The following is a 26,973-nucleotide window of genomic DNA, read 5'->3' as shown; positions in this document are numbered from 1 at the left end:
GAAAACGCTTTTGCTGGAGGTCGGCTTCAACCCAAGGAGAAAAACTATTGCATACTAAGAGATAAGATTCCTTAAAAAGAGCGCGTTATCTTGGAGCTGACCACAACCGGGCAAGCGCGGTGAGCGACGCCGCCCGCATCCGCGCCCGCCTGCTGGCGGCGTTGAACCACGACCTGCGCGCGCCGCTGGCGCGCATCGCCACCCAGGTGCGCACCGGTTGGGCCGATCTGGCGATGCTGGAGAGCGAGGTGACGCGCCAGCTGGAGTGGCTGTCCGATCTGCAGGAATGCGCGCGGTTTGAATTGCAGCCGCCCGAGCTGGCGGTGGCGCCGGCCTATCTGCACGCGCTGGTGCGTCATGTGCCGCTGGACGGCGAGCTGCCGGCGCTGGCGCTGCTGGACGCGCGCCGGCTGACGCAGGTACTGGCGCGGTTGCGCGCGCACAGCGGTGGCCAGCTGGCGGTGCAGTCGTGGCGCGTGGGCGACGAGGTGCGGCTGCGCTTCGCCGCCGGCACGCCGGACGGCCCGTGGTGCGATGTGACCGCCTCGCTGGACGATCAACGCATCCTGCCGGGCGTGATGGTGGCGGCGCACCTGGTGCGCGCCATGGGCGGCCGCTTGCAGTGCAGCGGCGACGGCTTGCGCTTTGAAATCCGCGCGCCGCTGGCCGACGAGCGCGACGCCATGCCACCGACGCCGCATTTCGACTGGCCGGAACCGTTTGGCGCCGGCCGCGCCATTTTGCTGTTGGAGCCGCACCAGCCGATGCAGGATTACCTGAGCGAGATTCTGGAAAGCGCCGAGTTCGACGTGCAGTATGAGCCCGAGGACCGCGAACCGGCGCTGATCCTTTGCGCCGACGAGAGCGTGTGGGACATCTGGCCGCGCGAGGCGGCGCCGCCGGTGCTGCTGCACGCGCTGTTGCCGCCGGCGCGGCCGGACGATTTCGTCGAAGTGTTGTACAAGCCGGCGCCGCCGGCGCTGCTGTTGTCGGCGTTGCGCCGGCGACTGCAGATCAGGCTGTGATCAGGCCACGCGGCCGCCGCTGACGCGCTCGATGCCGGCCAGATCCCGCCAGCTTTGCACGTCGGTGTAGCCGGCGTCGGCCAGCAGCGCGCGCACCCGCGCCGCCTGGTCGTAGCCGTGCTCCAGCAGCAGCCAGCCTTGCGGCTTCAGGTGCGGCGGCGCGCCGGCGATGAGGGTGCGCAGCGCCGACAGGCCGTCGGCGTGGTCGGTCAGCGCGCCCACCGGCTCGAAGCGCAGGTCGCCCTCGGACAGGTGATGGTCGCCGCTGGCGATGTAGGGCGGGTTGGCGGCGATCACGTCGAACGGCGCCGCGCCTTGCAACGCGGCATACCAATCGCTGTGCAGGAAGGTGACGCGGGCGCCGTTAAGCTCGGCGTTGCGGCGCGCCACCGCCAGCGCCTCGGCGCTGACGTCGAGCGCGGTGACGTCGGCGTCCTTGCGGGTGTGCGCCAGCGCGACGGCGATGGCGCCGCTGCCGGTGCCCATGTCCAGCACGCGGCCATCGCGCGGCAGCCGGTCCAGCGTCAGCTCGACCAGCAGTTCGGTGTCCGGCCGCGGAATCAGCACCGCGTTGCCGACTTCAAACGGCAGGCCGAAAAACTCGCGCTGGCCGACGATGTAGGCGATCGGCTCGCCATCCAGACGACGCCGCACCAGCGCGCTGTAGCGCCGCATTTCTTCTTCCGTCAGCACGCGCTCGGATTGGGTGATCAGGGCGATGCGGTTGACGCCCAGCGCGTGGCACAGCAGCACGCGGTGGTCCAGCGCGTCCAGCGCGGACTGGCGTTGCAGGGCGGCGATGCTGTGGCTCATTTGGCGCGGCGGATCAGCAGCCAGGCCAGCGCCAGCGAGAACAGGCCGAACCACAGGAACGACCACTGCGGAATCGACAGGCCGAACCACGGCGCCAGCGCGTCCTCGCACAGGCCGTCGGCCTTGAACAGGAACGGCAGGTAGGTGGCGGTGGGGATCTTGTTGAGGAAGGTCTCCATCGGGTCGATGCCGCACGACAGGCCGGGATGGGCCAGTATCCAAAGGTGCTTGCCGGCGGTGCCGAGGCCGCCCAGCGCGGCCAGCAGGCCGAGGCCGGCGAACACCTTGGGCTGGCCGGTGTAGGCGCCGATCAGCGCCAGGACGCCGACGGTCAGGAACAGGTAGCGCTGGATCACGCACAGCGGGCAGGGCAGCATGTCCAGGCCGTGCTGCAGGTACAGGGCGACGCCGATCAGGCCGAACGCGCCGACGGCGATCGACAGCAGCAGGGAGCGGGTAGGTAGCATGGATGGTCCGGTTAGTGAGGTGTAGCGGCTGATTCTCGCACAAAGTTGCTATTTCAGCCTTAGCCCGTTCTTAATCACCCAATGCCGCCAGCAGCTCGGCCTGGTGCTCGGCCACCAGCGCGTTGACCAGCTCGTTGAGGTCGCCGTCCATGATGAAGTCCAGCTTGTACAAGGTGAGGTTGATGCGGTGGTCGGTCATGCGTCCCTGCGGGTAGTTGTAGGTGCGGATGCGTTCGCTGCGGTCGCCCGAGCCGATCAGGCTCTTGCGGGTGGCCGCCTCCTTGGCCTGCGCCTCGCGCAGCTGCACGTCCTTGATGCGGGTGGCCAGCACCTTCATCGCCTGCGCCTTGTTCTTGTGCTGCGAGCGGTCATCCTGGCATTCGACCACGATGCCGGTCGGCAGGTGGGTGATGCGCACGGCGGAATCGGTCTTGTTGATGTGCTGGCCGCCGGCGCCGGAGGCGCGGTAGGTGTCGATGCGCAGCTCGGACGGGTTGATGTTGACGTCCTCGACCTCGTCGGCCTCCGGCATCACCGCCACCGTGCAGGCCGAGGTGTGGATGCGGCCCTGGGTCTCGGTGGCCGGCACGCGCTGCACGCGGTGGCCGCCCGACTCGAACTTCAGCTTGGAATACACGCCGTTGCCGACCAGGCGCACGATGACCTCGCGGTAGCCGCCCAGGTCGGACGCCGATTCCGACACCATCTCCACCTGCCAGCGGTTGCGCTCGGCGTAGCGGGTGTACATGCGCAGCAGGTCGCCGGCGAACAGCGCCGATTCGTCGCCGCCGGTGCCGGCGCGGATTTCCAGGAAAATGTTGCGCTCGTCGTTGGCGTCCTTCGGCAGCAGCATTTTCTGCAGCGCCAGGTCCAGTTCGGCGGTGCGGGCCTTGGCCGCTTCGATTTCCTCCTGGGCGAAGTCCTTCATGTCCGGATCGGCCAGCATGTCTTCGGCGGCGGCGCTGTCGCCCAGCGCTTCCTGATAGGACTTGTAGACCGCCACCAGCGGGCCGATCTCGGCGTGCTCGCGGGTCATCTTGCGGTAGCTGTCCAGATTGGCGGTGGCGCCTTCGGACATCAGCAATTCATCGAGTTCGACCAGGCGGTTCGCCAGTTGATCGAGCTTGGCCAGCATGGATGGTTTCATAGCGTGTTTCGGGTGAGGTAAAACAGGCGCCGCGTGCGCGGCGACGGAAGCGGGGAGTGCGGGGGCGGGTGGCGCTAACGGCGGCCGCGGAACAGCTGCGGCAGGATCTCCGCCAGTTGCGCGCGTTCGTCGCCGTGGGCGTGGCGCAGCGCTTGTTGCGGGCCGTGCATGAACTTGGCGGTCAGGCCTTTCGACAGCGCTTCCAGCACGGTGTCGACGTCCTCGCCGCGGGCCAGCATCTTGCGCGCGCGTTCCAGTTCCAGCAACCGCAGCGCCTCGCTGTTTTCCTGCAGGCTCTGGATCACCGGCACCACGGCGCGGTCATCGACCCAGTGCATGAAGGACTGCACGCGGGTTTCGATGATGGCCTCGGCCTGCGCCACGGCGGCCTGGCGGCTTTCGATGCCGGTTTGCACCACCTTGCCGAGGTCGTCGACGGTGTACAGGAAGGCGTCGTTCAGGCGCGCCACTTCGGGCTCGATATCGCGCGGCACGGCCAGGTCGACCATGAACATCGGCTTGTGGCGACGCGCCTTGATGGCGCGCTCGACCATGCCGAGGCCGATCAGCGGCAGCGACGAGGCGGTGCAGGAAATCACGATGTCATAGTTGTGCAGCTTGTCCTGCAGGTCGGCCAGGCGTATGGCGCGGCCGCCGAAGCGGTGCGCCAGCGCTTCGCCGCGCTCCAGCGTGCGGTTGGCGATGGTCAGGGTTTTCGGGTTCTGCGCCGCGAAATGTGTCGCGCACAACTCGATCATTTCGCCGGCGCCGATGAACAGCACGTTCTGCTCGGCGATCTTGTCGAAGATGCGCTGCGACAGGCGCACGGCGGCGGCCGCCATCGACACGCTGTGGGCGCCGATTTCGGTGGTGCTGCGCACTTCCTTGGCCACCGAGAACGAGCGCTGGAACAGCTGGTGCAGATAGGTGCCCAGGCCGCCCGCCTCGTCGGCGGTGCGGATGGCGTCCTTGATCTGGCCGAGGATCTGGGTTTCGCCCAGCACCATCGAGTCCAGCCCGGAGGCGACGCGGAAAGTGTGGCGCACGGCGTCGTGCTGCGGCAGCATGTACAGGTGGGGCCGCAGTTCGCTGTAGTTCAGCTGGTGGAAATCGGCGAGGAAATGCGCGCCGGCGTCGAGCGGATCGGGCACGGTGCTGGCGGCGTACAACTCGGTGCGGTTGCAGGTCGACAGAATGGCCGCCTCGTCGCCGCCCCGGTGGTCGATGCGCTCGAACCACGACCGCGCCGCGACCACCGCCTGACCGAGCTGGTCAGGGGCGAACGCCAGCTGCTCGCGGAGCGAGACCGGAGCGGTGTGGTGGTTGAGGCCGACGGCAAGCAGCTGCATTTCGGGTCCAGACAGATAATTATGCGGCCATTATACCCCTACTGCCAGTATGTTGCCCGTAGGACTGCCTCATGCTATAGCAGTTTACGCGGCTAGCGGGAGGGATACAGGGCCTCCACGGACAGCGCGAGCAGTTCCGCCGCCGTGTTGTCATCATGTGGAATGTTGTCAATCCCGCTGTGCGAGGGATCGTCAGGCTGTGTTTCAGGCTCGTGACGATATTGAATAGTCAATCCTGGTTTAGTGTTTGCCGTCACCATGGCGCGGCAGCGGCCAACGTGAAGTAGCGCCAACTTCGCGAGTTGGCCTACGCTACGTTTGCTGCGCAGCACACGCAAGATTTCTGTAACCTCAACGCTTCTGCTACTCAGCCGAAGCGCTTCCAGCCAGTTCACAGACACAAATGCCCCTGTTGGCCTCGGTAAAAAGGCTGTCGCTTTGGGCCAACCATTGGCATCCAACTGCTGGTGCGTGCAAAGTCGGGTGACGTCAGCGTCGTCGGGGAGGATGTCACCTTTCATTGCCGGCCCACGCCATGACGTTGAGGGGGGCGACCGTCGCCATCAAGCTTACGGGGCTGGTCAATCCAGAGAGTTGCTCAGCGGATTCCAGGCGCAGCACCACGAACCTGGCTTGTCCGTTATCCATGAACTGCACGCTGAAGACGCAACTCCGATCTTTCTGCCAGCTTGCGTAAATATCGCCACTGGGCGTGACGGTCATTTCAGGGCATTTCAATTCGGGATGGCGGGCGAGGAATTGCAGCAACGACCGCACAGAGTTGAGTGACATAGCCACGTCGTCAGGCTGGTCCGCGTGCGGCATCAGCGATGCGATGCGCTTCGCCAACTGGGCGCGGTAGTCGGGCGCTACCGCAGCGTTGAGCTGGCCTGGCAGTTCTTGCCAGCGCGATTCGGTAACGGTTTCCATCCGACCAGCCTAGCACACGCACCAACGGTCTGCTTTGGCTGACGTCAATCAGGCGCCGAGCTTTTCCAGCCGGTAGCCGTAGCTGTAGACCGGCACCAGGCGGAAGCCGTTTTCGGGTTTGAGTTGCAATTTGTTGCGCACGCGCGAGACGTGGGTGTCCATGGTGCGCGACGGGACGATGGTCTCGCGGATCCACACCGCCTCGTGGATGTAGGCGCGCGACAGCGGGCGGCCGATGTTGCGGAAAAACAGCAGCGCCAGGTAGAACTCCTTGTGCGTGACGTCCAGCACGGCGCCGTCCATCAGCAGCCGGCCCGGCCGGGTTTCAAACACGTACTGGCCGAATTGCAGCGACTCGGCGCCGTTTTGCGCCGGATAGGCGCGGCGCAGCAGCGCCTGCACCCGCGCCACCAGTTCGCTGCGGCGCAGCGGCTTGATCATGTAGTCGTCGGCGCCAGCCGCCAGCCCGGCCACGATGTCGTCCTCGCCCGAGCTGGTGGTCAGGAACAGCACCGGCGCGTTGTCCGGCAGCTTTTCCCGCGCCCGCCGCAGCACCTCGGCGCCGCCCAGGTCGACCACCTGCCAGTCGAAAATCAGCATGTCGTAGCTGTCCTTGCGCAGCTGCGCCAATACGTCTTTGGCGGTCTGGAAACTATGGCAGATATGGCCCGCCGAGGTCAGCACCTGGCAGATCAGTTCCGCTTGGCTGCGGTCGTTGTCGAGTACGGCAATTCTCATGCTGTTGCCTGTCCAGAAATGTTAAGGAGAAGTCACGACAAATATAACAGAGATTCACAAATCAATTGGCAAAACGGCTAAAAATATTTTTTTTGAGCACTATGAATATACTTTATGCAATGCTTGTTTTCACCCCGGCAGCCCGCATCTGGAATACACGGTACACTGGAAAAACGCCGAATTCAATGCGAAAGTTGAAAATCGGCAAGAACGCCTGGAACGGGCCGGGAGGGGTGATGCGCAGCAGAAAAGACACACATTGGACGCTGGTGCCGGCGTCGGAACGCGACATTGCCGCTGTGCGCGAGCGCTGCCGTCAGCTGGTGCGGCGGCGCGCGATGGTGTCGGCCGGCATGGCGGCGGTGCCGCTGCCGGGCCTCGATATCGTCTCCGACCTGCGCCTGTTTACGTTGTTAATTGACGATATCAATCAGGAATTCGGTCTGTCCGAGCAGCAAATCGAGCGCCTGCAGCCGAAGTTCCGGCTGATCGCCTACGAGGCGGCGATCGGCGTCGGCGGCATGCTGGTGGGGAAACTGGTAACGCGGGAAGTGGTGATGCAGGTGTTGCGCAAGACCGGTTTCAAGACGGTGGTGCGGCAGGCCGGCAAGCTGGTGCCGCTGGCCGGGCAACTGGCCTCGGCCGGCATCGGCTTTTATGCCTTTCGCCAGATCGGCTATCAGCATGTGGACGCCTGCGCCAGCGTGGCGCAGCAATTGCTGTCGGCCGGCGTCCACCGGCCGACAGCCTGAATCAGGCGTCCGGCAGCACCACGTTGACGTCGAGCACCTCCAGGTTGCCCTGGCGGTCCAGCGAGATCTTGATGTCGTCGGCGTTGACCTTGGTGTACTTGGAGATCACCTCGATCAGTTCCTTATGCAGCGCCGGCAGGAAGTCCGGCCCGGCGCGGCCGCTGCGCTCGCGCGCGATGATGATCTGCAGCCGCTCCTTGGCCGCCGTGGCGGTCTTGGGCTTCGGTGGAAACAGGAAGGAAAGCAGAGCCATGGTTACTTGCTCCCAAAGATACGCTGCAACAGGCCCGGCTTCTCGTAATTGGTGAAGCGCAGCGGCACGTCCTGGCCGAGGAAGCGCGACACCACGTCCTCGTAGGCTTGCGCCACGTCGGTGCCCTTGAAGTGGATGGCCGGATTACCCTGGTTGGAAGCGTGCAGCACCTGTTCCGATTCCGGGATGATGCCGATCAAGGGAATGCGCAGAATTTCCTGCACGTCGTCATACGACAGCATTTCGTCCTGCTCGACGCGCTTCGGCGAATAGCGGGTGATCAGCAGGTGTTCCTTGACCGGCTCGCCGCCGGTCTGGGCGCGACGCGACTTGGCCTGGATGATGCCCAAAATGCGGTCGGAGTCGCGTACCGACGACACTTCCGGATTGGTGACGATCACCGCCTCGTCGGCGAAGGTCAGCGCCATCAGCGCGCCGTGCTCGATGCCGGCCGGCGAGTCGCAGATGATGAACTCGAAGCCCATGTTGATCATCTCGTGCAGCACCACTTCGACGCCGTCCTCGGACAGCGCGTCCTTGTCGCGCGTTTGCGAGGCTGGCAGGATGAACAGGTTGTCGCAGTGCTTGTCCTTGATCAGCGCCTGGGTCAGCGTGGCTTCCTTGTTGATCACATTGATCAAGTCGTACACCACGCGGCGTTCGCAGCCCATGATCAGGTCGAGGTTGCGCAGGCCGACGTCGAAGTCGATGACGGCCGTCTTGTGGCCGCGCATCGCCAGGCCGGTGGAGAAGCTGGCGCTGGTGGTGGTCTTGCCGACACCGCCCTTGCCGGACGTTACAACAATAATTCTTGCCACGAATAATCCTTTTCAGAGAGGTGCTGTCAGGCGCGGGTTGCGGGGTTGACAGATAGTATATCGATTCGGTCGCCCATGAGGCGGATTTGCGCCGGCGCGCGGGCAAATTCACTCGGGAAGCCATCTTCAAACGTGCGGTACACGCCGGCGATGGACACCAGTTCCGGCGCCATGTTCATGGCGAAGATGCGGGCCTGGGCATTGCCCGAGGCGCCGGCCAGCGCCCGTCCGCTGAGCGTGTTGTAGACGTGGATGCTGCCGTCGGCGATGATCTCGGCGCCGTTGTTGACGACGGCCGTGACCACCAGGTCGCAGCCGCGGGCGTAGATGCGCTGGCCGGCGCGCACCGGGGTGTCGATGATCATCACCTCGGTGCCGTTGCCGGCGGCGGCCGGCGGCTGCGCCTGGGCGGCCACCACCGGCGCCGCAGCCGCCGCCGGTGGTGGCGTGGTCGGCTCGTCCTTCGGCTTGGCGCTGGCGGTTTCCAGGCTCAGGCCATGGGCGGCGATGTCGGCCGCCATGGCCGGCGCCGCGTTGCGCACGGCGACCGGATTGAGGCGGTATTTTTTCAGCAGGGCGATCAGGCCGCCCCAGTCGACCGGGGCGCCGCCGGCCGGCAGCGCGGCGACGTCGATCACGGTCAGGTCGTCCTCGAAAAAGTCGGTGGTGCCGCCGGTCATTTCGGCCAGCGCGGCGTCGAGCGCCAGGCGGTCGGCGGTGGCCAGGATGGCGGAAACGGCGACGACGGTGGAAATTTTGATTTCGATCGGCTTTTGAAACAGGCTCTTGGACATGGGCGAGAGGATCAGGGTTAGCCACGCGCGCATGCGCAGGCCCCCGCATTTTACTGTGGAACATCAGGAAAAGGGAGGCCCGGCAAGCGTGCGCGCGGCGAAATCGGCGGCGCCAGGCCCGCTTGGGGGCGTCACGGCGGTCATCCGCGGCTGTCATCCACATTTCATATTGCTGCGCTACAGTGTGGGGCAACCGGTCTATCATTAAAATAGAAGCCATTTCGTCCGCACGTGAAAATCCATCATAGTCCATGCTTGAGATCCGCCATCTACGCACTTTGAGCGCGCTGCGCTCGGCCGGCAGCCTGGTGCGCGCCGCGCAATTGCTGAATCTGACGCAGTCGGCCCTGTCGCACCAGATCAAGCTGCTGGAGGAACGCTATGGCGGACCGTTGTTTGAGCGCAAATCGGTGCCGATCGGCTTTACCGCCACCGGCGCCCGGCTGCTCAAGCTGGCCGACCTGCTGCTGCCGGAAATCGAGACCGCCGAGCGCGAGGTGGCGCGCCTGACCCAGGGCGACACCGGCCAGCTGCGGGTGGCGCTGGAATGTCCGGCCTGCTTCGAGTGGCTGATGCCGGTGCTGGATCAGTTCCGCCAGCGCTGGCCCGAGGTCGAGATCGACCTGGTGTCCGCTGCCGCTGCCGACCCTGACGCCGCGCCGGCGGCCTTGCTGCGCAGCGGCGACGCCGATCTGGTGATCGGTCCCGACTGTGGCCCGGACTGGGTCGCGCTGCCGCTGTTCCGCTATGAAACGCTGGTGGTGATGGCGCCGCGGCACCGGCTGGCCACGCAGCGCCGCCTGCGGGCGGCCGACTTCGCCGGCGAAACCCTGATCACCCACCCGGTGCCGGCGCCGCGCGTCGACCTGGTGCGCGCGGTGCTGGCGCCGGCGCAGATTCCCTTCCAGCGCCGCACCGCCGAGCTGACGGTGGCGGTCTTGCAACTGGTGGCCAGCCGGCGCGGCATCGCCGCTTTGCCGCACTGGGCCATCCGGCAGTATGTCGACGACGGCTATGTGGTGGCGCGCCCGGTCGGCGAGCACGGCCTGTGGAGCGAGCTGTTTGTCTCGGTGCCGGCGGCGCTGCGGCAGCAAGCCTACGTGCGCGATTTCGTCGATGTGATACGGGCGCAATGCGCCGCCTCGCTGGACGGTATCCAATTAATGTCTTGAAAAATTGCTACCGTTTATTCAAAATACAGTGCTTGCATTTGATGCACGTCAAGGTGTGTGCGGAAAGCGGCGCATACGATGAGTGCCCAACGCTAGCGTTGCGAGACCTTTTCTCGGACCTATTCTCGCGGCAGCGCAGCATTGAAACCTGCCACGGCATGCCGGTGGACGGCGTATCATCAGCACTCGCGTTGTCGCTCAACTTAGCCGGCTGCGGCCGGCGCATTGGAGAATCACATGGATGATGTAGTTATCGTTGCCGCCGGCCGTACCGGGGTGGGTAAATTCGGCGGCAGTCTGGCCAAGGTGCCGGCGTCGGAGCTGGGCGCGCATGTCATCAAGGGCCTGATCGCCCAGGCCGGCATCGATCCCAACCTGATCAGCGAAGCCATCCTCGGCCAGGTGCTGACCGCCGGCGTCGGCCAGAACCCGGCGCGCCAGGCCGTCATCAAGGCCGGCCTGCCCAACACCATTCCCGGCTTCACCATCAACCACGTGTGCGGTTCCGGCCTGAAAGCCACCCACCTGGCGGCGCAGGCGCTGAAGGCCGGCGACGCCCAGATCGTCATCGCCGGCGGCCAGGAAAACATGAGCGCCTCGCCGCACGTGATCCCCGGCTCGCGCGACGGCTTCCGCATGGGCGACTTCAAGGCGGTCGACTCGATGATCGTCGACGGCCTGTGGGACGCCTACAACCAGTACCACATGGGCACCACCGCCGAGAACGTCGCGAAAAAATACGAGATTTCGCGCGCCGAGCAGGACGAGTTCGCGCTGCAGTCGCAGCTGAAGGCCGAGGCGGCGCAGAAAGCCGGCAAATTCAAGGACGAGATCCTGCCGCTGGAAATCGTGCAGAAGAAGGGCAGCTTCGTGTTCGACAGCGATGAATACATCAAACCGGGCTCGACGCTGGAAGGCCTGGCCGGCCTGCGTCCGGCCTTCGCCAAGGACGGCAGCGTGACCGCCGGCAATGCCTCCGGCCTGAACGACGGCGCCGCCGCCGTCATCATGACCACCGCCAGCAAGGCCAAGGAACTGGGCCTGCCGGTGCTGGCGCGGATCAAGGCCTACGCCTCGTCCGGCCTGGACCCGGCCTACATGGGCATGGGCCCGGTGTCGGCCACCCGCCTGTGCCTGAAAAAGGCCGGCTGGACGCCGGACGACCTGGACCTGCTGGAAATCAACGAGGCGTTCGCCGCGCAGGCGGTGGCGGTCAACAAGGAGATGGGCTGGGACACCAGCAAGATCAACGTTAATGGTGGCGCGATCGCCATCGGCCACCCGATCGGCGCCTCCGGCGCGCGCATCCTGGTCACGCTGATCCACGAAATGGTGCGCCGCGATGCCAAGAAGGGCCTGGCGTCGCTGTGCATCGGCGGCGGCATGGGCGTGGCGCTGGCGATCGAGCGCGCTTGATACCGTCGCTGGATACGCTAGCAAGATAATGACAAGACGCGGCCCGGCGGCGCCGGGCACGCTCCAATTTTGGCTTCATTTAACAACGAGGGGGACGATATGGCAAGAGTAGCATTGGTAACCGGTGGCATGGGTGGTCTGGGCGAAGCGATCAGCTACAAGCTGTCCGCGCTGGGCTATTGCGTGGTCACCACGTATTCCCCAGGCAATCCCAAGGTCGAACAATGGCTGGCCACGACCCGTGACCAGGGCTATAACTTCCGCGCCTATCCGTGCGACGTGGCCGACTACGAGTCGGCGCAGGCGTGCATCGCCGCCATCGAGAAGGACATCGGTCCGGTGGACGTGCTGGTCAACAACGCCGGCATCACGCGCGACATGACCTTCAAGAAAATGGACAAGGTCAACTGGGACGCGGTCATGAAGACCAACCTGGACTCGGTCTTCAACATGACCAAGCCGGTATGCGATGGCATGATCGAACGCGGCTGGGGCCGCATCATCAACATCTCGTCGGTCAACGGCCAGAAGGGCGCCTTCGGCCAGACCAACTACTCGGCCGCCAAGGCCGGCATGCACGGCTTCACCAAGGCGCTGGCGCTGGAAGTGGCGAAGAAGGGCGTGACCGTCAACACCATCTCGCCGGGCTACATCGGTACCAAGATGGTGATGGAGATCCCGCAGGAAGTGCTCGATACCAAGATCGTGCCGCAAATCCCGATGGGCCGTCTGGGCAAGCCGGACGAGGTGGCGGGCCTGGTGGCCTACCTGGCGTCCGATGAGGCGGCCTTCGTCACCGGCGCCAACATCGCCATCAACGGCGGCCAGCACATGTCCTGAGCGGCAACGCCGCCACACACGGGCCGGGTTCGTTCGCGATCCCGGCTTTTTTTTCGTACAATCCGCTATCGATACCCCAAGGATAGCCATGTTCGACGCCGCCTCCCCGCTGTTTCCCCCAATCACCCCCAGCCGTCACGGCATGCTGGCGGTGGATGGTCTGCACACCATTTACTGGGAGGAGGTGGGTAATCCGGCCGGCATCCCGGTGATTTTCCTGCATGGCGGGCCGGGCGCCGGCCTGTCGCCGCAGCACCGCCGCTTCTTCGACCCGGAACAGTACCGCGTGATCCTGTTCGACCAGCGCGGCGCCGGCAAATCGACGCCGCTGGGTGAATGCCGCGCCAACACCACCCAGCTGTTGATCGAAGACATCGAACGTCTGCGCGAGATGGCCGGCGTCGCGCAATGGCTGGTGTTCGGCGGCTCCTGGGGGTCGACGCTGGCGCTGGCCTACGGCGAGGCGCATCCCGAACGCTGCCTCGGCTTCGTGCTGCGCGGCATCTTCCTGTGCACGCGCAAGGAAATCGACTGGTTCCTCGACGGCGCGCAATGGTTCCACCCCGAGGTGCACGCCGAATTCATCGCGCCGATTCCCGAGGCCGAGCGCGGCGACCTGCTGCAAGCCTATGTGCGGCGCATCATCAGCGACGACCCGGCCGTGCACTGGCCGGCGGTGCGCGCCTGGAGCCGCTTCGAAGGCCGCCGCGTGTTCCTGCTGCCGCAGGCCGACGAGCCGCCGTCGGACACGCTGGACCTCGGCGTCGGCCGGCTGGAGTCGCACTACATGGCCCATCTCGGCTTCTTCAGCGACGACCAGCTGGTGCGCGACATCGGCCGTATCGCCCACCTGCCGGCGGTGATCGTGCAGGGCCGCTACGACGTCATTTGCCCGCCGGTGTCGGCCTGGCGCCTGCACCAGGCGTGGCCCGGCTCGGTGCTGAAGATGATTCCGGACGCTGGCCATGGCGCCATGGAACAGGGCATCGCCCGCGCGCTGGTGGCCGCCACCGAGCAGTTCAAGCGCCAGCGCGCCTTCGCCTGAAAAACCGCCCGTGGCAGACGCGGGCTGCTACACTGTGAACCCATCGATAAGAACAAAACCAAACCCGTATGGCACTCATGACGCTGCAGACCGCAGATATCGGTCACATCATTCAGCTGGCGATCGCGCCGGTGTTCCTGCTGTCGGGCGTTTGCACCAACCTGATCGTGCTGACCAACCGGCTGGCGCGCATCATCGACCGCTCACGCGTGCTGGAGGACCGGCTCGATGTGGCCTACAGCGACCCCTACCTCAATGAGCTGGACGTGCTGTACCGCCGCTCGCACCTGATCAACATGTCGATCTTCTTGTCGACCGCCTGCGGCCTGTTCGTTTGCGTGATGGTGGCGATGCTGTTCCTCGGCGATATCACCAACCTCGGGCTGGACAAGTATATTGCCGGCATGTTCGTGGTGGCGGTGATCTGCCTGGTCGGCAGCTTTGTCTCGCTGCTGCGCGAAATCTATATTGCGTCGAACTGGATGCGCTCCCAGCGCCACGTCCGCCGCAAGCGTTAAACTTTTTATGTGAGAAACATCATGCACGACTACCAACGCCCGCCCACCCTGTACCGCTACGGCGTGCGCGAAGACCTGGAACTGGCGCTGAGCCAGGGCCAATTCATTCTGCGCCCGGCCAGCCGGTGCCTGACGCTGAGCTTTTCCCAGGCTTGGGACCGCAAGCTGTTCGAGCTGTTCAGCGCCGACGCCTGCCTGATCATCCACAACACCGAAGAATTCGGCGAGCGCATCCACCGTGCCGTGCAGCGCGCCTTGCCGAGCTGGGCGGGCATCGACGGCGCCGTCGAATACGGCACGCGCGCCGCGCTGGGCGCGGCCTTCACCAAGACCGCGGCCGAGGCGCCGGAACAGGAGTGGCAATTCGCCTGGCGCGCGATGCAGGCGCAATTGAGCCTGAACCCGGTGCTGATCAAGATCGGCAATCTGGAAAACTACGCCGAGCTGCGCTCGCGCGATACCTACCTGGCCTGAGCGCCGGGCGCGGCTTATTTGGGGATGGCCTCGACGCGGGCGTCGTCGCGGCGGTCGATGCGCGCCAGCACGGCGCTCATCATGCGCTCGATGTCGCCACGGATCATCTTCGAGCCGATCAGGCCCGGCACGTAGAAATTCGGCAGCAGCTTGCCGTGGTAGACGATTTTGGTGCCGCCCGTCTCCGGGACGGGCATCAGCTCCCAGCGCGATTCATAATGCTTCATGTCGCCGGAAATGAGCGCGATGTCGATCGACGACATCGGCTGCTCGGTGGCGCGCACGATCAGGTGGATGGTGCGGTTCATGAACAGGAACCGGGCCACGCCGAATTGTTCAATGATCACCTCATTGCCATTGCGCGACAACACCTTGCACGACTCCATGTCCGGCACGAACTCGGTCATGCGTTCATAGTTGGTGAGGATGCGCCATACCTTGGGCAGCGACGCGTGCACCGCGCCGACGGCATCGACTTCGTACATGTGCTGGTTGTCCTGGTCCACGCGGTTGACCGACACCTCCAGCTTGGGCAGGTCGGGCCGCTCGGACCGCGCTGTCTGCGCCATCGCCAGCGGGGCGCTCACGCCCAACAACAAAAACACAAGGAATCGCATCATTGGTCCAGCGTAAGGTAAAGGGTGGCAGAATACAAGCGCGGCACGCGGGGACTTTAGAAGCCCAGGTCTAGAGAATTGGGATTAAATGCGGGTATTATGAAAACGACACCATACCCGCACCTGCTGGCGCCCCTCGACCTCGGCCACACGACGCTGCGCAATCGCGTCATCATGGGCTCGATGCATACCGGCCTCGAAGACCGCTTCTACAATTACGCCAAGCTCGCCGCATTCTATCGTGAACGCGCGCGCGGTGGTGTCGGATTGATTGTGACCGGCGGCATCTCTCCCAACCGCTCCGGCTGGCTGTTACCCTTTGCAGGGACGCTCAACTTCCAGGGCGACGTGCCCAACCACCGGCGCGTGACGCGCGCGGTGCACGAGGAGGGCGGCAAGGTCCTGATGCAGATCCTGCACGCCGGCCGCTATGGCTATCAGCCGCTGGTGGTGTCGGCCTCCGGGCAGAAGTCGCCGATCTCGCCGTTCAAGCCGCGCGCGCTCAGCGAGGCCGGCATCGAGCGGACCATCCGCGACTACGTCCGCTGCGCGCAACTGGCGCGCGCCGCCGGCTACGACGGCGTCGAGGTGATGGGCAGCGAGGGCTATCTGCTGAACCAGTTCCTGTGCGCGCGCACCAATCTGCGCACCGACCAGTGGGGCGGCAGCATCGAAAACCGCATGCGGCTGCCGCTGGAGATCGTGCGGCGCATGCGCGCGGCGGTCGGCCGCGATTTCATCATCATGTACCGCCACTCGCTGCTGGACCTGGTCGAAGGCGGCAACACCTGGGACGACGTGGTGGCCGTCGCCAAGGCCTTGCAGCAGGCCGGCGTCAGCATCCTGAACACCGGCTACGGCTGGCACGAGGCGCGCGTGCCGACCATCGTCACCTCGGTGCCGCGCGCCGCCTTCGCCGCGCTGGCCGGGCGTCTGCGGCTGGAGGTGACGATCCCGGTGGTGGCGTCGAACCGCATCAACATGCCGGCCGAGGCGGAGGGCATCCTGCAGCGCGGCGAGGCCGACCTGATTTCGATGGCGCGTCCCTTCCTCGCCGATGCGCACTTCGTCGCCAAGGCGGCGGCCGGACGCGCCGATGAAATCAACACTTGCATCGGCTGCAACCAGGCCTGTCTCGATCACACCTTCTCGCGGCAACGCGCCAGCTGCCTGGTGAATCCGCGCGCCTGCCATGAGACGGAGCTGGTGTATGCGCCGGCGGCGAAGCGGCGCCGGGTGGCGGTGGTCGGCGCCGGACCGGCCGGTTTGTCGGCGGCCACGGTGGCGGCGCAATGCGGCCACGAGGTGACGCTGTTCGAGGCCGCCGACAGCATCGGCGGCCAGTTCAAGATCGCCATGCAGGTGCCGGGCAAGGAGGAATTCGCCGAGACCATCCGCTACTTCGGGCGTCAGATCGCGCTGACCGGTGTGCAGCTGCGACTGAATCAGCGCGTCACGCGCGAGCAGCTGCTGGCCGGAGGCTATGACGATGTGGTCATCGCCACCGGCGTCAAGGTGCGCAAGCCGCCGATCGCGGGCATCGATCATCCGAAGGTGCTGTCGTATATCGATGTGCTGCGCGACAAGGCGCCGGTCGGCAAGCGCGTGGCGATCATCGGCGCCGGCGGCATCGGTTTCGACATGGGCGAATTCCTGCTGCACGACACGCGCCATCCGCTGCCACTGGCGCTGGATGTCTGGGCCAGCGAGTGGGGCGTCAGCCTGGCGGTCGAGACGCCGGGCGGGCTGGTGCCGCCGGCGCCGGTGGCGCCGGTGCGCCAGCTGTATCTGTTGCAGCGCAAAACCTCACGGCCGGGCGCGGGGCTGGGCAAGACCTCCGGCTGGGTGCACCGCGCGGTCCTGGCGCGCAATGGCGTGGTGATGCTGGCCGGCGTGCAGTACGACCGCATCGACGATCAGGGGTTGCACATCACTGTGGGCGGCAAGCAGCGCTTGCTGTCGGTGGATAACGTGGTGATCTGCGCCGGGCAGGACAGTCTGGCGGAGCTGATGCCGTCCGAAGCGGAAGCCAAAGCGGCCGGCGCGCCGCGCTTCCACAAAATCGGCGGCGCCGCGCTGGCGGCGGAACTGGACGCCAAGCGCGCCATCAAGGAAGGCGCGGAGCTGGCTGCGCGCCTGTAAGCGTTCCTGCCTCAGTGGGCGTGACCTTTGTGTGCCTTGTCCAGATGTTCCAGCACATACGCGGTCATGCCCTTGGCCAGCTCCTGCTCGCCCATGAAGATTTCGCCGACGCGCTCGCTGCGCAGCAGCTCCGCCTCGGCGTCGCTGTGGGTGCGCACCACGCTCTTGATGTTCGGATTCAGCGCGCGCGCCGTTTCGATCATCGCGCGCACGTGGAAGGTGTCCGGCGTGGCGATGACCAGCATGGCGGCGTGCGCGATGTGCGCCTGGATCAGCACCGCCGGCTCGCCGGCATTGCCGGCCACCGCCGGGATGCCGTCCTTGCGCAACTGGTCGACGATCTCGCGGTTCTGTTCCGCCACCACGTAGGAGATGCCTTGCGCCTTCAGTTTGGCGGCGATCTTGCGGCCCACGCGGCCGTAGCCGACCAGCACCACCTGGCCGCGCAGATGCTCGTGCGGGGTGGTCATCGGCAGCTCGGCCAGCGGATCGGGTGAGCGGTCGAACTTGGCCGCCAGGTCGAGATTCTTGCCGAGCCAGCGCTCCAGCGGCTTGGTGATGCTGAATACCACCGGGTTGAGCGCGATCGAGATGATGGCGCCGGCCAGGATCAGCGTCTGGCCCTCGGCCGGCATCAGCTTCAGCGACAGGCCCAGCGCCGCCAGGATGAAGGAGAATTCGCCGATCTGCGCCAGGCTGGCCGAGACCATCAGCGCGGTCTTCGCCGGGTAGCGCAGCAGCAGCACCAGCAGAAAGGCCGCCACCGATTTGCCGACGACGACGATCGCCACCACCGCCAGCAGCTTGAGCGGTTGTTCGGTCAGCACCGACGGTTCGAACAGCATGCCGACCGAGACGAAGAACAGCACCGCGAACGCGTCGCGCAGCGGCAGCGATTCCTCGGCGGCGCGGTGCGCCAGCGACGATTCGCGCAGCACCATGCCGGCGAAGAACGAGCCCAGCGCGAACGACACGCCGAAATAATGGGTGGACGCGTAGGCGATGCCGACGGCGGCGGCGATCACGCACAGCGTGAACAGCTCGCGCGAACCGGTGCGCGCCACCTGCCACAGAATCCACGGGAACAGTTTGCGGCCCACCACCAGCATCAGCACGATGAAGGCGCCGACCTGGCCCAGCGTCAGCGCCAGCGTGGTCCACAAGTTGTCGTCGCCGCCGCCATGGCCGCTGGCGGCGTCGAGCGCTTCGCCGCCGAGGGAGCTGGCCAATGCCGGCAGCAGCACCAGCACCAGCACCGTGACCAGATCTTCCACCACCAGCCAGCCGACCGCGATGCGGCCGTTGAAGCTGTCCAGGATGCCACGCTCCTCCAGCGCGCGCAGCAGCACGACGGTGCTGGCGACCGACAGCGCCAGGCCGAACACCAGCCCGCCGCCGATGCTCCAGCCCCAGAAGTGGGCCAGCGCCATGCCGAGCGCGGTGGCGACGGCGATCTGCAAGATCGCGCCGGGCAGGGCCACCTTGCGCACGTCCCATAAATCTTCAATCGAGAAGTGCAGGCCGACGCCGAACATCATCAGCATCACGCCGATTTCGGCCAACTGGCCGGCCAGCGCCGCATCCGCCACATAACCGGGCGTTGCCGGTCCGATGATAATGCCCGCAGCGAGATAACCCACCAGCGCCGGTAATCTGAGGCGCGTTGCTAAATAACCGAACAGGAGACCAGCTCCCAGTGCGGCGGCGATCGTGGTAATCAGGCTGATGTTGTGGGGCATGCGTTGAGGGTTCCTTAAGAAAAAAACTACGTGTAACCCTCAGCGTAACACACCCTCCACCGCGACCATCCTAAATTGACAACGCCGCCGGCTGCATGCGCATGCTGACGCCGAAGCGGTTGAAGGCGTTCATCAGCGCGACGGCGACGGTGAGGTCGGCCAGTTCCTGCTCGCTCAGCACGCTCAGCGCGGCCTGGTAGGCGGCGTCCGGCACCTTGGTTTGCTCGACGCGGGTGACCACTTCGGCCCATGCCAGCGCCGCCTGTTCTTTTGCGCTGAACAGCGCGGCGGCTTCGTCCCACACCGGCACCAGCGCGATCTTGTCGGCGCGGACGCCTTGCTTCAGCAGGTCGCGGGTGTGCATGTCGATGCAGTAGGCGCAGCCGTTGATCAGCGAGATGCGCAGGTTGACCAGTTCCAGCAGCTCGGCCGGCAACGCCGCCGCGACATAGTCTTTGACGGCGCCGAAGCCTTTGTAGGCGGCGGGGGCTAATTTGAAGATTTCCAGACGCTTGCTCATGATGACTCCTTGGTTTGCTTGATGACGATGGAGTCATTGTGCGCTTCGATGGACTATCGTTGAAGGGCCATGAATGGTGTTTTGGACTAGGCCATGATGTTCAGTATGCGCTGGCCCAGTTCCCGCGCCCTGGCCTCGGTATCGATGTTGGTGAAGGCCAGCAGCAGTGCCGACGGAATCTGCGGCAGCACGCCGCGCTCGGACAGGGCCAGCGCCGCCATGCCGTGGTCGCCCATGCGCGCCGCCAGTGCGCGGTCGCGCCGATCACCGTCGTGGCCTTTCATGCGCAGCACCAGATGCATGCCGCCCGGTTGCGGCTCCACCGACATGTGCTGGCCCAGCGCCGCCGTCAGGCCGTCGGCGGCGAACCGGCGGCGCTCGGCGTACAGACGGCGCATGCGCTGGATGTGACGGGCGAAGTGGCCTTCGTTGATGAAGTCGGCCACCACGCTTTGCATCAGCGTCGGCCCGCCGAGGGCGAGGGTGCGGCTCAGATGCTCGAAACGTGCGACCTGCGCCGGCGGCACCACCAGGTAGGCCAGCCGGATCGCCGGGAACAGCACCTTGCTGAAGGTGCCGGAGTACAGCACGCGGCCATCGCGGTCCAGGCTTTGCAGCGCCGGCAGCGGACGGCTGACGTAGCGGTATTCGCCGTCGTAGTCGTCCTCGACGATCCAGGCGCCGGCTTGCGAGGCCCAGTCCAGCAGCGCCAGACGGCGCGGCAGCGATAGCGAGACGCACAGCGGGCTTTGATGCGCCGGCGTGACGATGGCGGCTCTGGCCTGCGGCGCCGTGGCCACGCCGTGTGACACCATCAAACCTTCGCCATCCACCGCCACCGGGACCGGTTGCATGCCTGCCTCGCGCAGCAAATCGCTGGTGGGCGGATAGCCGGGATCTTCGACCCACACGCCGTCGCCTGGCCGCAGCAGTGCGCGCGTCATCAGTTCCATCGAATTGCGGTAGCCGCTGGTGATGAACACCTGCGACGGCGTGCAGTCGATGCCGCGTGACAGCTGCAGGTAGGCGGCGATGGCGATGCGCAGTTCCGGCAGCCCGGCCCATGGCGGATAGATCATGTCGGCCGGCCGCGTGGCGCGCGCCGCGCGTGCCGTCAGGCGCGCCCACACCTTGCGCGGGAAGGCGTCCAGCGCTGGTATGCCCATCTGGAACGGCAGGGTGGACGAGGCGGCGTCGCCGAGGTTGTTGTGGGCGGTGGCGGGGCGCGGTGTCGGCGATACCGGCGCGTGGCGCGCCAGCGCGGGCGTGACCACGGTGCCGGCCTGGCCGTGCGCTGTCACATAGCCTTCCGCCGTCAGCAGAGAATAGGCCGATTCCACCGTGCCGCGCGCCAGGCCCAGCTCCAGCGCGAGGGCGCGCGCGGCCGGGATGCGGTCGCCGGGTTGCAGCGTGCCCTCCGCGATGGCGCTACGCAAGCGCGTGTAGATTTGCCGGTACAGCGGTTCGGCGGCGCTGTTGTCCAGCGGCGGAAAATCCATGGCCCACTCCAAAGGTCGATGCAGGTCATGCGCCGGCGCGCATGGTGCCGTCCTCAGACGCGCTTGACCACCACGCAGCCGATCGAGTAGCCGGCGCCGAACGAGCAGATGACGCCCAGCTCCCCCTTGGCCAGATCGGCCGAGTGCTTGTGGAAGGCGATCACCGAGCCGGCCGACGAGGTGTTGGCGTATTCGTCCAGGATCACCGGCGCCTCGCCCGGCTCGGCGTCGCGGCCCAGCACCAGGCGGCTGATCAGCAGGTTCATGTTCAGGTTGGCCTGGTGCAGCCAGTAGCGCTTGATCTGCGGCACTTCCAGGCCGGCGTCGGCGATGGTGGTCTTGATCATCTCGGCGGCCATCGGGCAGACGTCCTTGAACACCTTGCGGCCCTGCTGGCGGAACAGCTTGTCCGCCTGGCCGACGCCGCTTTCATCGAAGCGGTTGAGGAAGCCGAAGTTGTTGCGGATGTTGTTCGAGAAGCTGGTCTTGAGCTTGCTTTCGAGGATTTCCCACTGGTGGCTGCTGGTGGCGGTGTCCCTGGCTTCGATGATGATCGCGGTGCAGGCGTCGCCGAAGATGAAGTGGCTGTCGCGGTCGCGCCAGTTCAGGTGGCCCGAGGTGATTTCCGGATTCAGCACCAGCACCGCGCGCGCCTGGCCGCTTTGCACCGCCGCCACCGCCTGCTGGATGCCGAAGGTGGCCGACGAGCAGGCCACGTTCATGTCGAAGCCGTAGCCGTCGATGCCGAGCGCGCCCTGCACCTCGACCGCCATGGCCGGATACGCGCGCTGCAGGTTGGAGCAGGCCACCAGCACCATGTCGATGTCGGCGGCGGTTTTCTGCGCGCGGTCCAGCGCCTGGCGGGCGGCGGCCACGGCGATTTCCGCCTGCAGCGACAGGTCGTCGTCGGCGCGCTCGGCGATCCGCGAGACCATGCGGCGCGGATCGAGGATGCCGGCCTTTTCCATCACGTAACGCGCCTTGATGCCGGACGCCTTCTCGATGAACGCCACGCTGGACGGCTCCAGCGCCGCGACCGTGCCGGCCGCGATGGCGGCGGCGTGCCCGGCGTTGAATTGTTCGACGTAGGCGTTAAAACATTCAACCAGTTCTTCGTTGGTGATCGACTGCGCTGGCGTGAAGAGGCCGGTACCGCTGATGACGGCTTGTTTCATGGTTAAACTTTCAAGTTAAGCAATGGCAGTTGCCAATAATGAGGCAAATTCTACACAATGGCTGCACGTTACTGGAAAATAAAAGCGGCGCCCTGGAGGCGCCGCTGGGTCTGCTTGATGTGACCGCTTATTTTTTCGCCAGGTCCTTCGGCAATCCGGTGTCGGTGCTGACCACGGTGGTGGCCGGCTTGGCCAGCTGGACCGGCAGGCCCTTCAGGTGATTCAGCGCTTGTTGCAGCTGGAAATCCTCGCCGCTGCCATATTCCAGCGGTTTGCGGTTCTTTTCCAGCGCCAGGATGCGAACCTGCTCTTCCAGCTCGTCGCGTTTGCTCTTTTCGCCCTCGGCCTCGCGGTCGTTGCTGAGGTGCTTGCTGAGGTCTGCCTCGCGGGTGCGCAGCGCGTTCAGGCCGTCGCCGTCGGCGTTTTCATCGACCACGAGGTCGGGCGTGATGCCCTTGGCCTGGATCGAGCGGCCGTTCGGCGTGTAGTAGCGCGCGGTGGTCAGCTTGACGGCGGTGTCGGCGGTCAGCTGGCGGATGGTCTGCACCGAGCCCTTGCCGAAGGTTTGCGTGCCGATGATGTCGGCGCGCTTGTAGTCCTGCAGCGCGCCGGCGACGATTTCCGAGGCCGACGCCGAGCCGGTGTTGACCAGTACCACCATCGGCACCTTCTTCAGCGCGGCCGGCAGCTTGGCCAGCGCGTCGCTTTCGGCGCGCAGCTCGTAGTATTCGGGACGGCCGTAGAAGATCTGTTTCTGGTCCGGCAACTGGCCGTTGGTCGACACGATCGGCGCATCCTTCGGCAGGAAGGCGGCGGCCACGCCGATCGCCCCTTGCAGCACGCCGCCGGGATCGTTGCGCAGGTCCAGCACCAGCCCCTTGATGTGGGGGTCTTGCTGGTACAGCTCGATAATCTTGGCCGCCATGTCATCGACGGTCGGCTCCTGGAATTGCGAGATGCGCAGCCACGCATAGCCCGGCTCGATGAGTTTGCCCTTGACGCTCTTCTGATGAATCTCTTCGCGCGTCATGTTGAAGGTCAGCGGCTCCGGCTCGCCCTTGCGCAGGATGGTCAGGCTGACTTTGCTGTTGGGCTCGCCGCGCATTTTTTTGATCGAGTCGTCCAGCGACATGCCTTTGACTTGCACGTTGTCCAGCCGGCTGATCAGGTCGCCCGGCTTGATGCCGGCGCGCCAGGCCGGCGAATCCTCGATCGGCGCGACGATCTTGATGTAGCCGTCCTCGCTCTGGCCGATCTCGATGCCCAGGCCGACGAACTTGCCCTGCGACCCCTCGCGCAGCTCGGCATAGGCTTTCTTGTCGAGGTAGGCGGAATGGGGATCAAGCGAGGCGACCATGCCGGAAATGGCCTCGGTCAGCAGCTTCTTGTCCTCGACCGGCTCGACGTAATCGGATTTGATCAGGCCGAACACATCGGCCAGCTGGCGCAGTTCGGCCAGCGGCAGCGGCGGGTCCACCGGCTTTTGGGCCATGGCGGAAAACTGCAGCGAGATGGCGATGCCGGCCACCACCCCCACGCCGATCAAGCCGGAGTTCTTTAATTTCTTGCCCATGTTTCACCTGTCAAAGCTCGCCGCTGCGAATCTGCAGCGGGCGTGAAACGAGTATAAACCTGATTCCTGGCAAACGTAGTGGCCCGTGCGAAATTGATTTATACCTTTACGCCGATTTACAACGGGCGCCGTTGACTTCCGAAGCGCGCCAATGCCCGCTTGGCGAAACAATCATTTTTCTGATTTGTATGGCGTGTATCCCCAGCGTTCACGACAGTAAATATTTGTAAGAAGCCCTGCCGTCCGCAAATTCGCGGCCTACACTGAGCTCGTATTTCTCTCTACCCTGAAGTGGTTTTTCGCCAGCGCCCCAAGCGCTGGCTTTTTTTTATCTACGGAGCATCCATGCGATTCTTGCCACGTCCCGCCTCGTCCGTCTTGCGCCGCCTCAGTGTGGCGCTGGCGTTCTCCGCCTTGCTATCGCCGGCCATGGCCTTGCCGTTGATGGAGCTGAAGGCCGACGACTATCTGCCGATGGCCGCTGAGCTGAAGAAATCGCTGAACCTGAACGGCAACCAGCAGACGCTGTGGTCGCAGACCGAGAGCAAGACGCGCAATTTGTTGCGTGCCCGCAAGGAGCGTCGCGACCGTCTGCAGGCGGCCACGCTGGCCGGCGCGCAGAGCGCCAATGTGGAACTGCGCGACCTGGCCAAGGCCGTCGAAGAGGAGGCCAGCGTCAGCGCCGGCGAGGAAAAGCTGCTGCGCGAATGGTGGCTGACGGTCAATGATGCCTTATCGGAAAGCCAGCGCCAGACCGTGGCGCGGACGCTGGCCGAACAACTGCAGCGCGTGCCGGACGACGGCGTCAGCCCGCGTCCGGAGCGCCGCGAGGACAGTGGCGAGCACCGCGGCGGCAAGGGCGCGCGTGGCGGCATGGGGGCCGGCATGGGGGGCCTGAATGTCAATCTGCCGGGTGGTGGTGGCTAACCGGCCGTTCGTTGCGCGCACGCCCACCCGCGCATGTATCGTAAAGTAACAAACGGACGGCCACTATCCCTCAGCCGGGGCTGAAGTTAGAATTCGGAAACCCAAGTTCTAACCATAAGGACCCGCTGTGAAAAAACGCCTGTTGCTGACCGCTCTGACCCTGAGCCTGACAGCCGCCCTCGCCTTGGCCCACGAAGCCCATGATAGTGCGCCGATCTCCGGCATCGACCTGCCCAACATGGACACCAGCGTGCGTCCGCAGGATGACTTCTTTACCTACCTGAACGGCAACTGGCTGAAGACCACCGAGATTCCATCGGACAAATCCAGCTGGGGCACCTTCGCCAAGCTGCGCGACGACACGCTGCCGCAGCTGCGCGGCCTGATCGAGAAAGCCGAAGCCGACAAGGCCCGCAAGCAGGGCAGCGAGGCGCAGAAAATCGCCGACCTGTACGCCAGCTTCATGGACGAAGCCAAGCTCAACGCCATCGGCATCCGTCCGCTGACCGGCGAATTGAACCGCATCCGCGCCATCAAGGACAAGAACGGCCTGCCGATGATGTTTGCCCACCTGGGCCAGATCGGCGTCAGCGCGCCCTACGGCATCAGCGTGCGCCAGGATGCGCGCGAGTCCACCAGGTACGCGGTCTACATCGGCCAGAGCGGTTTGGGCCTGCCGGACCGCGACTACTACCTGAAGAAGGATGACGCCAAGCTGGCCAGCGCGCTGGCCAAGTATGAGCTGCACGTGGCCAAGATCCTCGGCCTGGCCGGCGACCGCGACGCCGTCGCCAACGCCCGCAAGATCGTCGCGCTGGAAACCCAGCTGGCCGAAGCGCAATGGACCAAGGTGCAGAACCGCGACCCGGTCAAGCGCTACAACAAGATGCCGATCAAGCAACTGGCCGAGCTGGCGCCAGGCTTTGACTGGGGCCACGCGCTGGCCGCCGCCGGCGTGGCCAACAAGGTCGACTACGTGATCGTCAACCAGCCGAGCTATCTGACCAGCTTTGCCGCCGTGCTGGACAAGACCGACCTGGCCACCTGGAAGGTCTATCTGCAATGGCAACTGCTGCGCGAAGCATCGCCGTTCCTGTCGAAGGACTTCGCCGACGCCCACTTCGATTTCTACAGCACCGTGCTGACCGGCGTGGCCGTCAAGCCGCCGCGCTGGAAGACCGGCGTGGCGCTGGTGGAAGCGAGCCTGGGTGAAGCGCTGGGCAAGTTGTACGTGGCCGACTACTTCCCGCCCGAGCGCAAGCAGCGCATGGACCAGCTGGTGAAGAACCTGCTGGCCGCCTACCAGACCAGCATCGACAATCTCGACTGGATGAGCCCGGCGACGAAGATCGAGGCGCAGGCCAAGCTGGCCAAGTTCACGCCGAAGATCGGCTACCCGAACAAGTGGCGCGATTATGCGTCGCTGACCATCATCAAGGCCGACCTGATCGGTAACGTGCTGCGCGCCGCGAACTACCGCCACGCGCGCATGATCGCCAAGCTGGGCAAGCCGATCGACCGCGACGAATGGGGCATGACGCCGCAAACCATCAACGCCTACTACAGCTCGACAATGAACGAGATCGTGTTCCCGGCCGCGATTTTGCAGCCGCCGTTCTTTGACGCGCGCGCCGACGACGCCGTCAACTACGGCGCCATCGGCGCGGTCATCGGTCACGAGATTAGCCACGGCTTCGATGATGGCGGCAGCCAGTCCGATGGCGACGGCAATCTGCGCGACTGGTGGAGCAAGGAAGACCGCGCCAACTTCAAGGCCAAGGCCGACGCGCTGGTCAAGCAGTACGACGGCTACAGCCCGCTGCCGGGCTACCACGTCAACGGCGCGCTGACGCTGGGCGAGAACATCGCCGACAACAGCGGCGTGGCGATCGCCTACAAGGCCTACCAGCTGTCGCTGGGCGGCAAGCCGGCGCCGGTGATCGACGGCTTCACCGGCGATCAGCGCTTCTTCATGGGCTTTGGCCAGATCTGGCGCGTGAAGATGCGCGAGGCGCAGCAGATCCTGCAAATCAAGACCGACCCGCATTCGCCGGGCCAGTTCCGCACCAACGGCCCGGTGGTCAACCAGCCGGGCTTCTACGACGCCTTCGGCGTGAAACCGGGCGACAAGCTGTATGTTGCGCCGGAACAGCGCATCATCATCTGGTAAGCGTTTATCAGCAGCAAAAAAGCCACTCCGTGTGGCTTTTTTGCTATTGTTCTTGAAGGA

27 protein-coding genes are annotated in these 26,973 nt (G+C 65.3%); 11 read left to right on the top strand and 16 right to left on the bottom strand.

The annotated features are described in order from the left end of the window. Positions 1-119 precede the first annotated feature (119 nt). Positions 120-1,025, top strand: a complete 906-nt coding sequence (locus GTP44_RS00440; RefSeq protein WP_161017877.1) for a histidine kinase — start codon at positions 120-122, stop codon at positions 1,023-1,025. On the opposite strand, the gene prmC is transcribed toward GTP44_RS00440, so the two are convergent. The 7 genes from prmC to GTP44_RS00405 form a co-directional block, all read right to left on the bottom strand. Next, positions 1,026-1,838, bottom strand: a complete 813-nt coding sequence (gene prmC, locus GTP44_RS00435; protein WP_160988480.1) for a peptide chain release factor N(5)-glutamine methyltransferase — start codon at positions 1,836-1,838, stop codon at positions 1,026-1,028. Then, positions 1,835-2,305: a disulfide bond formation protein B gene (locus tag GTP44_RS00430; RefSeq protein ID WP_161017876.1), complete on the bottom strand. Its 471-nt coding sequence runs from the start codon at positions 2,303-2,305 to the stop codon at positions 1,835-1,837. The genes prmC and GTP44_RS00430 overlap by 4 nt, the downstream gene beginning before the upstream one ends. A 70-nt stretch (positions 2,306-2,375) precedes the next feature. After that, positions 2,376-3,452, bottom strand: coding sequence for a peptide chain release factor 1 (prfA, locus tag GTP44_RS00425; RefSeq protein ID WP_161017875.1), 1,077 nt, complete (start codon positions 3,450-3,452; stop codon positions 2,376-2,378). A gap of 74 nt (positions 3,453-3,526) precedes the next feature. After that, on the bottom strand, positions 3,527-4,801 hold the full coding sequence (gene hemA / locus GTP44_RS00420) for a glutamyl-tRNA reductase (RefSeq protein ID WP_160988483.1): 1,275 nt from the start codon (positions 4,799-4,801) through the stop codon (positions 3,527-3,529). A gap of 92 nt (positions 4,802-4,893) precedes the next feature. Then, on the bottom strand, positions 4,894-5,322 hold the full coding sequence (locus GTP44_RS00415) for a hypothetical protein (protein WP_160988484.1): 429 nt from the start codon (positions 5,320-5,322) through the stop codon (positions 4,894-4,896). Further along, the gene (locus tag GTP44_RS00410; protein ID WP_161017874.1) at positions 5,312-5,731 is read right to left on the bottom strand and encodes a hypothetical protein; all 420 of its coding nucleotides are present in this window, start codon (positions 5,729-5,731) and stop codon (positions 5,312-5,314) included. Before GTP44_RS00410 ends, GTP44_RS00415 begins: the two co-directional genes overlap by 11 nt. Before the next feature lie 48 nt (positions 5,732-5,779). Beyond that, positions 5,780-6,469, bottom strand: coding sequence for a response regulator transcription factor (locus GTP44_RS00405; protein WP_160988486.1), 690 nt, complete (start codon positions 6,467-6,469; stop codon positions 5,780-5,782). 236 nt (positions 6,470-6,705) lie between these two features. Between GTP44_RS00405 and GTP44_RS00400 the strand changes: the two genes are divergently transcribed. After that, positions 6,706-7,221 carry a hypothetical protein gene (locus GTP44_RS00400; protein ID WP_161017873.1) on the top strand — a complete coding sequence of 172 codons (516 nt, stop codon included), beginning with the start codon at positions 6,706-6,708 and terminating at the stop codon, positions 7,219-7,221. Between the two features lies 1 nt (position 7,222). Here the strand turns inward: GTP44_RS00400 and minE are convergent, their stop codons facing one another. Genes minE through minC form a run of 3 tightly spaced genes read right to left on the bottom strand, consistent with a single transcriptional unit; the run spans position 7,223 to position 9,086 of the window. Beyond that, entirely contained in the window at positions 7,223-7,474 is a 252-nt protein-coding gene (gene minE, locus GTP44_RS00395) for a cell division topological specificity factor MinE (protein ID WP_072782712.1), read from the bottom strand. 2 nt (positions 7,475-7,476) lie between these two features. Then, complete coding sequence (gene minD / locus GTP44_RS00390; protein WP_160988487.1) at positions 7,477-8,292, bottom strand: septum site-determining protein MinD; 816 nt, start codon at positions 8,290-8,292, stop codon at positions 7,477-7,479. A gap of 26 nt (positions 8,293-8,318) precedes the next feature. After that, a complete protein-coding gene (gene minC, locus GTP44_RS00385; protein ID WP_161017872.1) occupies positions 8,319-9,086 on the bottom strand; it encodes a septum site-determining protein MinC in 768 nt (255 codons plus the stop codon). Positions 9,087-9,337: 251 nt separating this feature from the next. Here minC and GTP44_RS00380 point away from each other — a divergent pair, with 251 nt between their 5' ends. From GTP44_RS00380 to GTP44_RS00355, 6 genes are all read left to right on the top strand, one after another. After that, positions 9,338-10,258 (top strand): LysR family transcriptional regulator, encoded by a 921-nt coding sequence (locus GTP44_RS00380; RefSeq protein WP_161017871.1) that lies wholly within the window; start codon positions 9,338-9,340, stop codon positions 10,256-10,258. Between the two features lie 237 nt (positions 10,259-10,495). After that, the gene (locus GTP44_RS00375; protein ID WP_160988489.1) at positions 10,496-11,674 is read left to right on the top strand and encodes an acetyl-CoA C-acetyltransferase; all 1,179 of its coding nucleotides are present in this window, start codon (positions 10,496-10,498) and stop codon (positions 11,672-11,674) included. 99 nt (positions 11,675-11,773) lie between these two features. Then, complete coding sequence (gene phbB, locus GTP44_RS00370) at positions 11,774-12,514, top strand: acetoacetyl-CoA reductase (RefSeq protein WP_160988490.1); 741 nt, start codon at positions 11,774-11,776, stop codon at positions 12,512-12,514. Between the two features lie 88 nt (positions 12,515-12,602). Beyond that, complete coding sequence (pip, locus tag GTP44_RS00365; RefSeq protein ID WP_161017870.1) at positions 12,603-13,559, top strand: prolyl aminopeptidase; 957 nt, start codon at positions 12,603-12,605, stop codon at positions 13,557-13,559. 77 nt (positions 13,560-13,636) lie between these two features. Continuing rightward, on the top strand, positions 13,637-14,077 hold the full coding sequence (locus GTP44_RS00360) for a DUF2721 domain-containing protein (RefSeq protein ID WP_160988588.1): 441 nt from the start codon (positions 13,637-13,639) through the stop codon (positions 14,075-14,077). A gap of 21 nt (positions 14,078-14,098) precedes the next feature. Further along, positions 14,099-14,551, top strand: a complete 453-nt coding sequence (locus GTP44_RS00355; RefSeq protein WP_161017869.1) for a hypothetical protein — start codon at positions 14,099-14,101, stop codon at positions 14,549-14,551. A gap of 14 nt (positions 14,552-14,565) precedes the next feature. On the opposite strand, the gene GTP44_RS00350 is transcribed toward GTP44_RS00355, so the two are convergent. Beyond that, positions 14,566-15,156, bottom strand: a complete 591-nt coding sequence (locus GTP44_RS00350) for an SRPBCC family protein (protein ID WP_371867119.1) — start codon at positions 15,154-15,156, stop codon at positions 14,566-14,568. A 111-nt stretch (positions 15,157-15,267) separates the two neighbouring features. Here GTP44_RS00350 and GTP44_RS00345 point away from each other — a divergent pair, with 111 nt between their 5' ends. Beyond that, complete coding sequence (locus tag GTP44_RS00345; RefSeq protein WP_161017868.1) at positions 15,268-17,310, top strand: NADPH-dependent 2,4-dienoyl-CoA reductase; 2,043 nt, start codon at positions 15,268-15,270, stop codon at positions 17,308-17,310. A gap of 11 nt (positions 17,311-17,321) precedes the next feature. Here the strand turns inward: GTP44_RS00345 and GTP44_RS00340 are convergent, their stop codons facing one another. The 5 genes from GTP44_RS00340 to GTP44_RS00320 form a co-directional block, all read right to left on the bottom strand. Beyond that, entirely contained in the window at positions 17,322-19,049 is a 1,728-nt protein-coding gene (locus GTP44_RS00340; RefSeq protein WP_161017867.1) for a cation:proton antiporter domain-containing protein, read from the bottom strand. 70 nt (positions 19,050-19,119) lie between these two features. After that, entirely contained in the window at positions 19,120-19,569 is a 450-nt protein-coding gene (locus tag GTP44_RS00335) for a carboxymuconolactone decarboxylase family protein (RefSeq protein WP_160988495.1), read from the bottom strand. An 86-nt stretch (positions 19,570-19,655) separates the two neighbouring features. Continuing rightward, positions 19,656-21,068: a MocR-like pyridoxine biosynthesis transcription factor PdxR gene (gene pdxR, locus GTP44_RS00330; RefSeq protein ID WP_161017866.1), complete on the bottom strand. Its 1,413-nt coding sequence runs from the start codon at positions 21,066-21,068 to the stop codon at positions 19,656-19,658. 53 nt (positions 21,069-21,121) lie between these two features. Beyond that, positions 21,122-22,243, bottom strand: coding sequence for a beta-ketoacyl-ACP synthase III (locus tag GTP44_RS00325; protein ID WP_161017865.1), 1,122 nt, complete (start codon positions 22,241-22,243; stop codon positions 21,122-21,124). A gap of 127 nt (positions 22,244-22,370) precedes the next feature. Continuing rightward, entirely contained in the window at positions 22,371-23,816 is a 1,446-nt protein-coding gene (locus GTP44_RS00320; RefSeq protein ID WP_161017864.1) for a S41 family peptidase, read from the bottom strand. Between the two features lie 345 nt (positions 23,817-24,161). On the opposite strand from GTP44_RS00320, the gene GTP44_RS00315 reads away from it, so the two are divergent. Both GTP44_RS00315 and GTP44_RS00310 read left to right on the top strand, forming a co-directional pair. Then, entirely contained in the window at positions 24,162-24,743 is a 582-nt protein-coding gene (locus tag GTP44_RS00315) for a hypothetical protein (RefSeq protein ID WP_161017863.1), read from the top strand. Between the two features lie 127 nt (positions 24,744-24,870). After that, the gene (locus GTP44_RS00310) at positions 24,871-26,913 is read left to right on the top strand and encodes a M13 family metallopeptidase (RefSeq protein ID WP_371867118.1); all 2,043 of its coding nucleotides are present in this window, start codon (positions 24,871-24,873) and stop codon (positions 26,911-26,913) included. The last annotated feature ends 60 nt before the right edge of the window (positions 26,914-26,973 follow it).

This window comes from Duganella lactea, from assembly GCF_009857505.1.
Taxonomy (GTDB): Bacteria; Pseudomonadota; Gammaproteobacteria; order Burkholderiales; family Burkholderiaceae_D; genus Rugamonas; species Rugamonas lactea.
The sequence above is the reverse complement of the archived record's forward strand: the minus strand, read 5'-3'. Positions and strand labels throughout refer to the sequence as shown.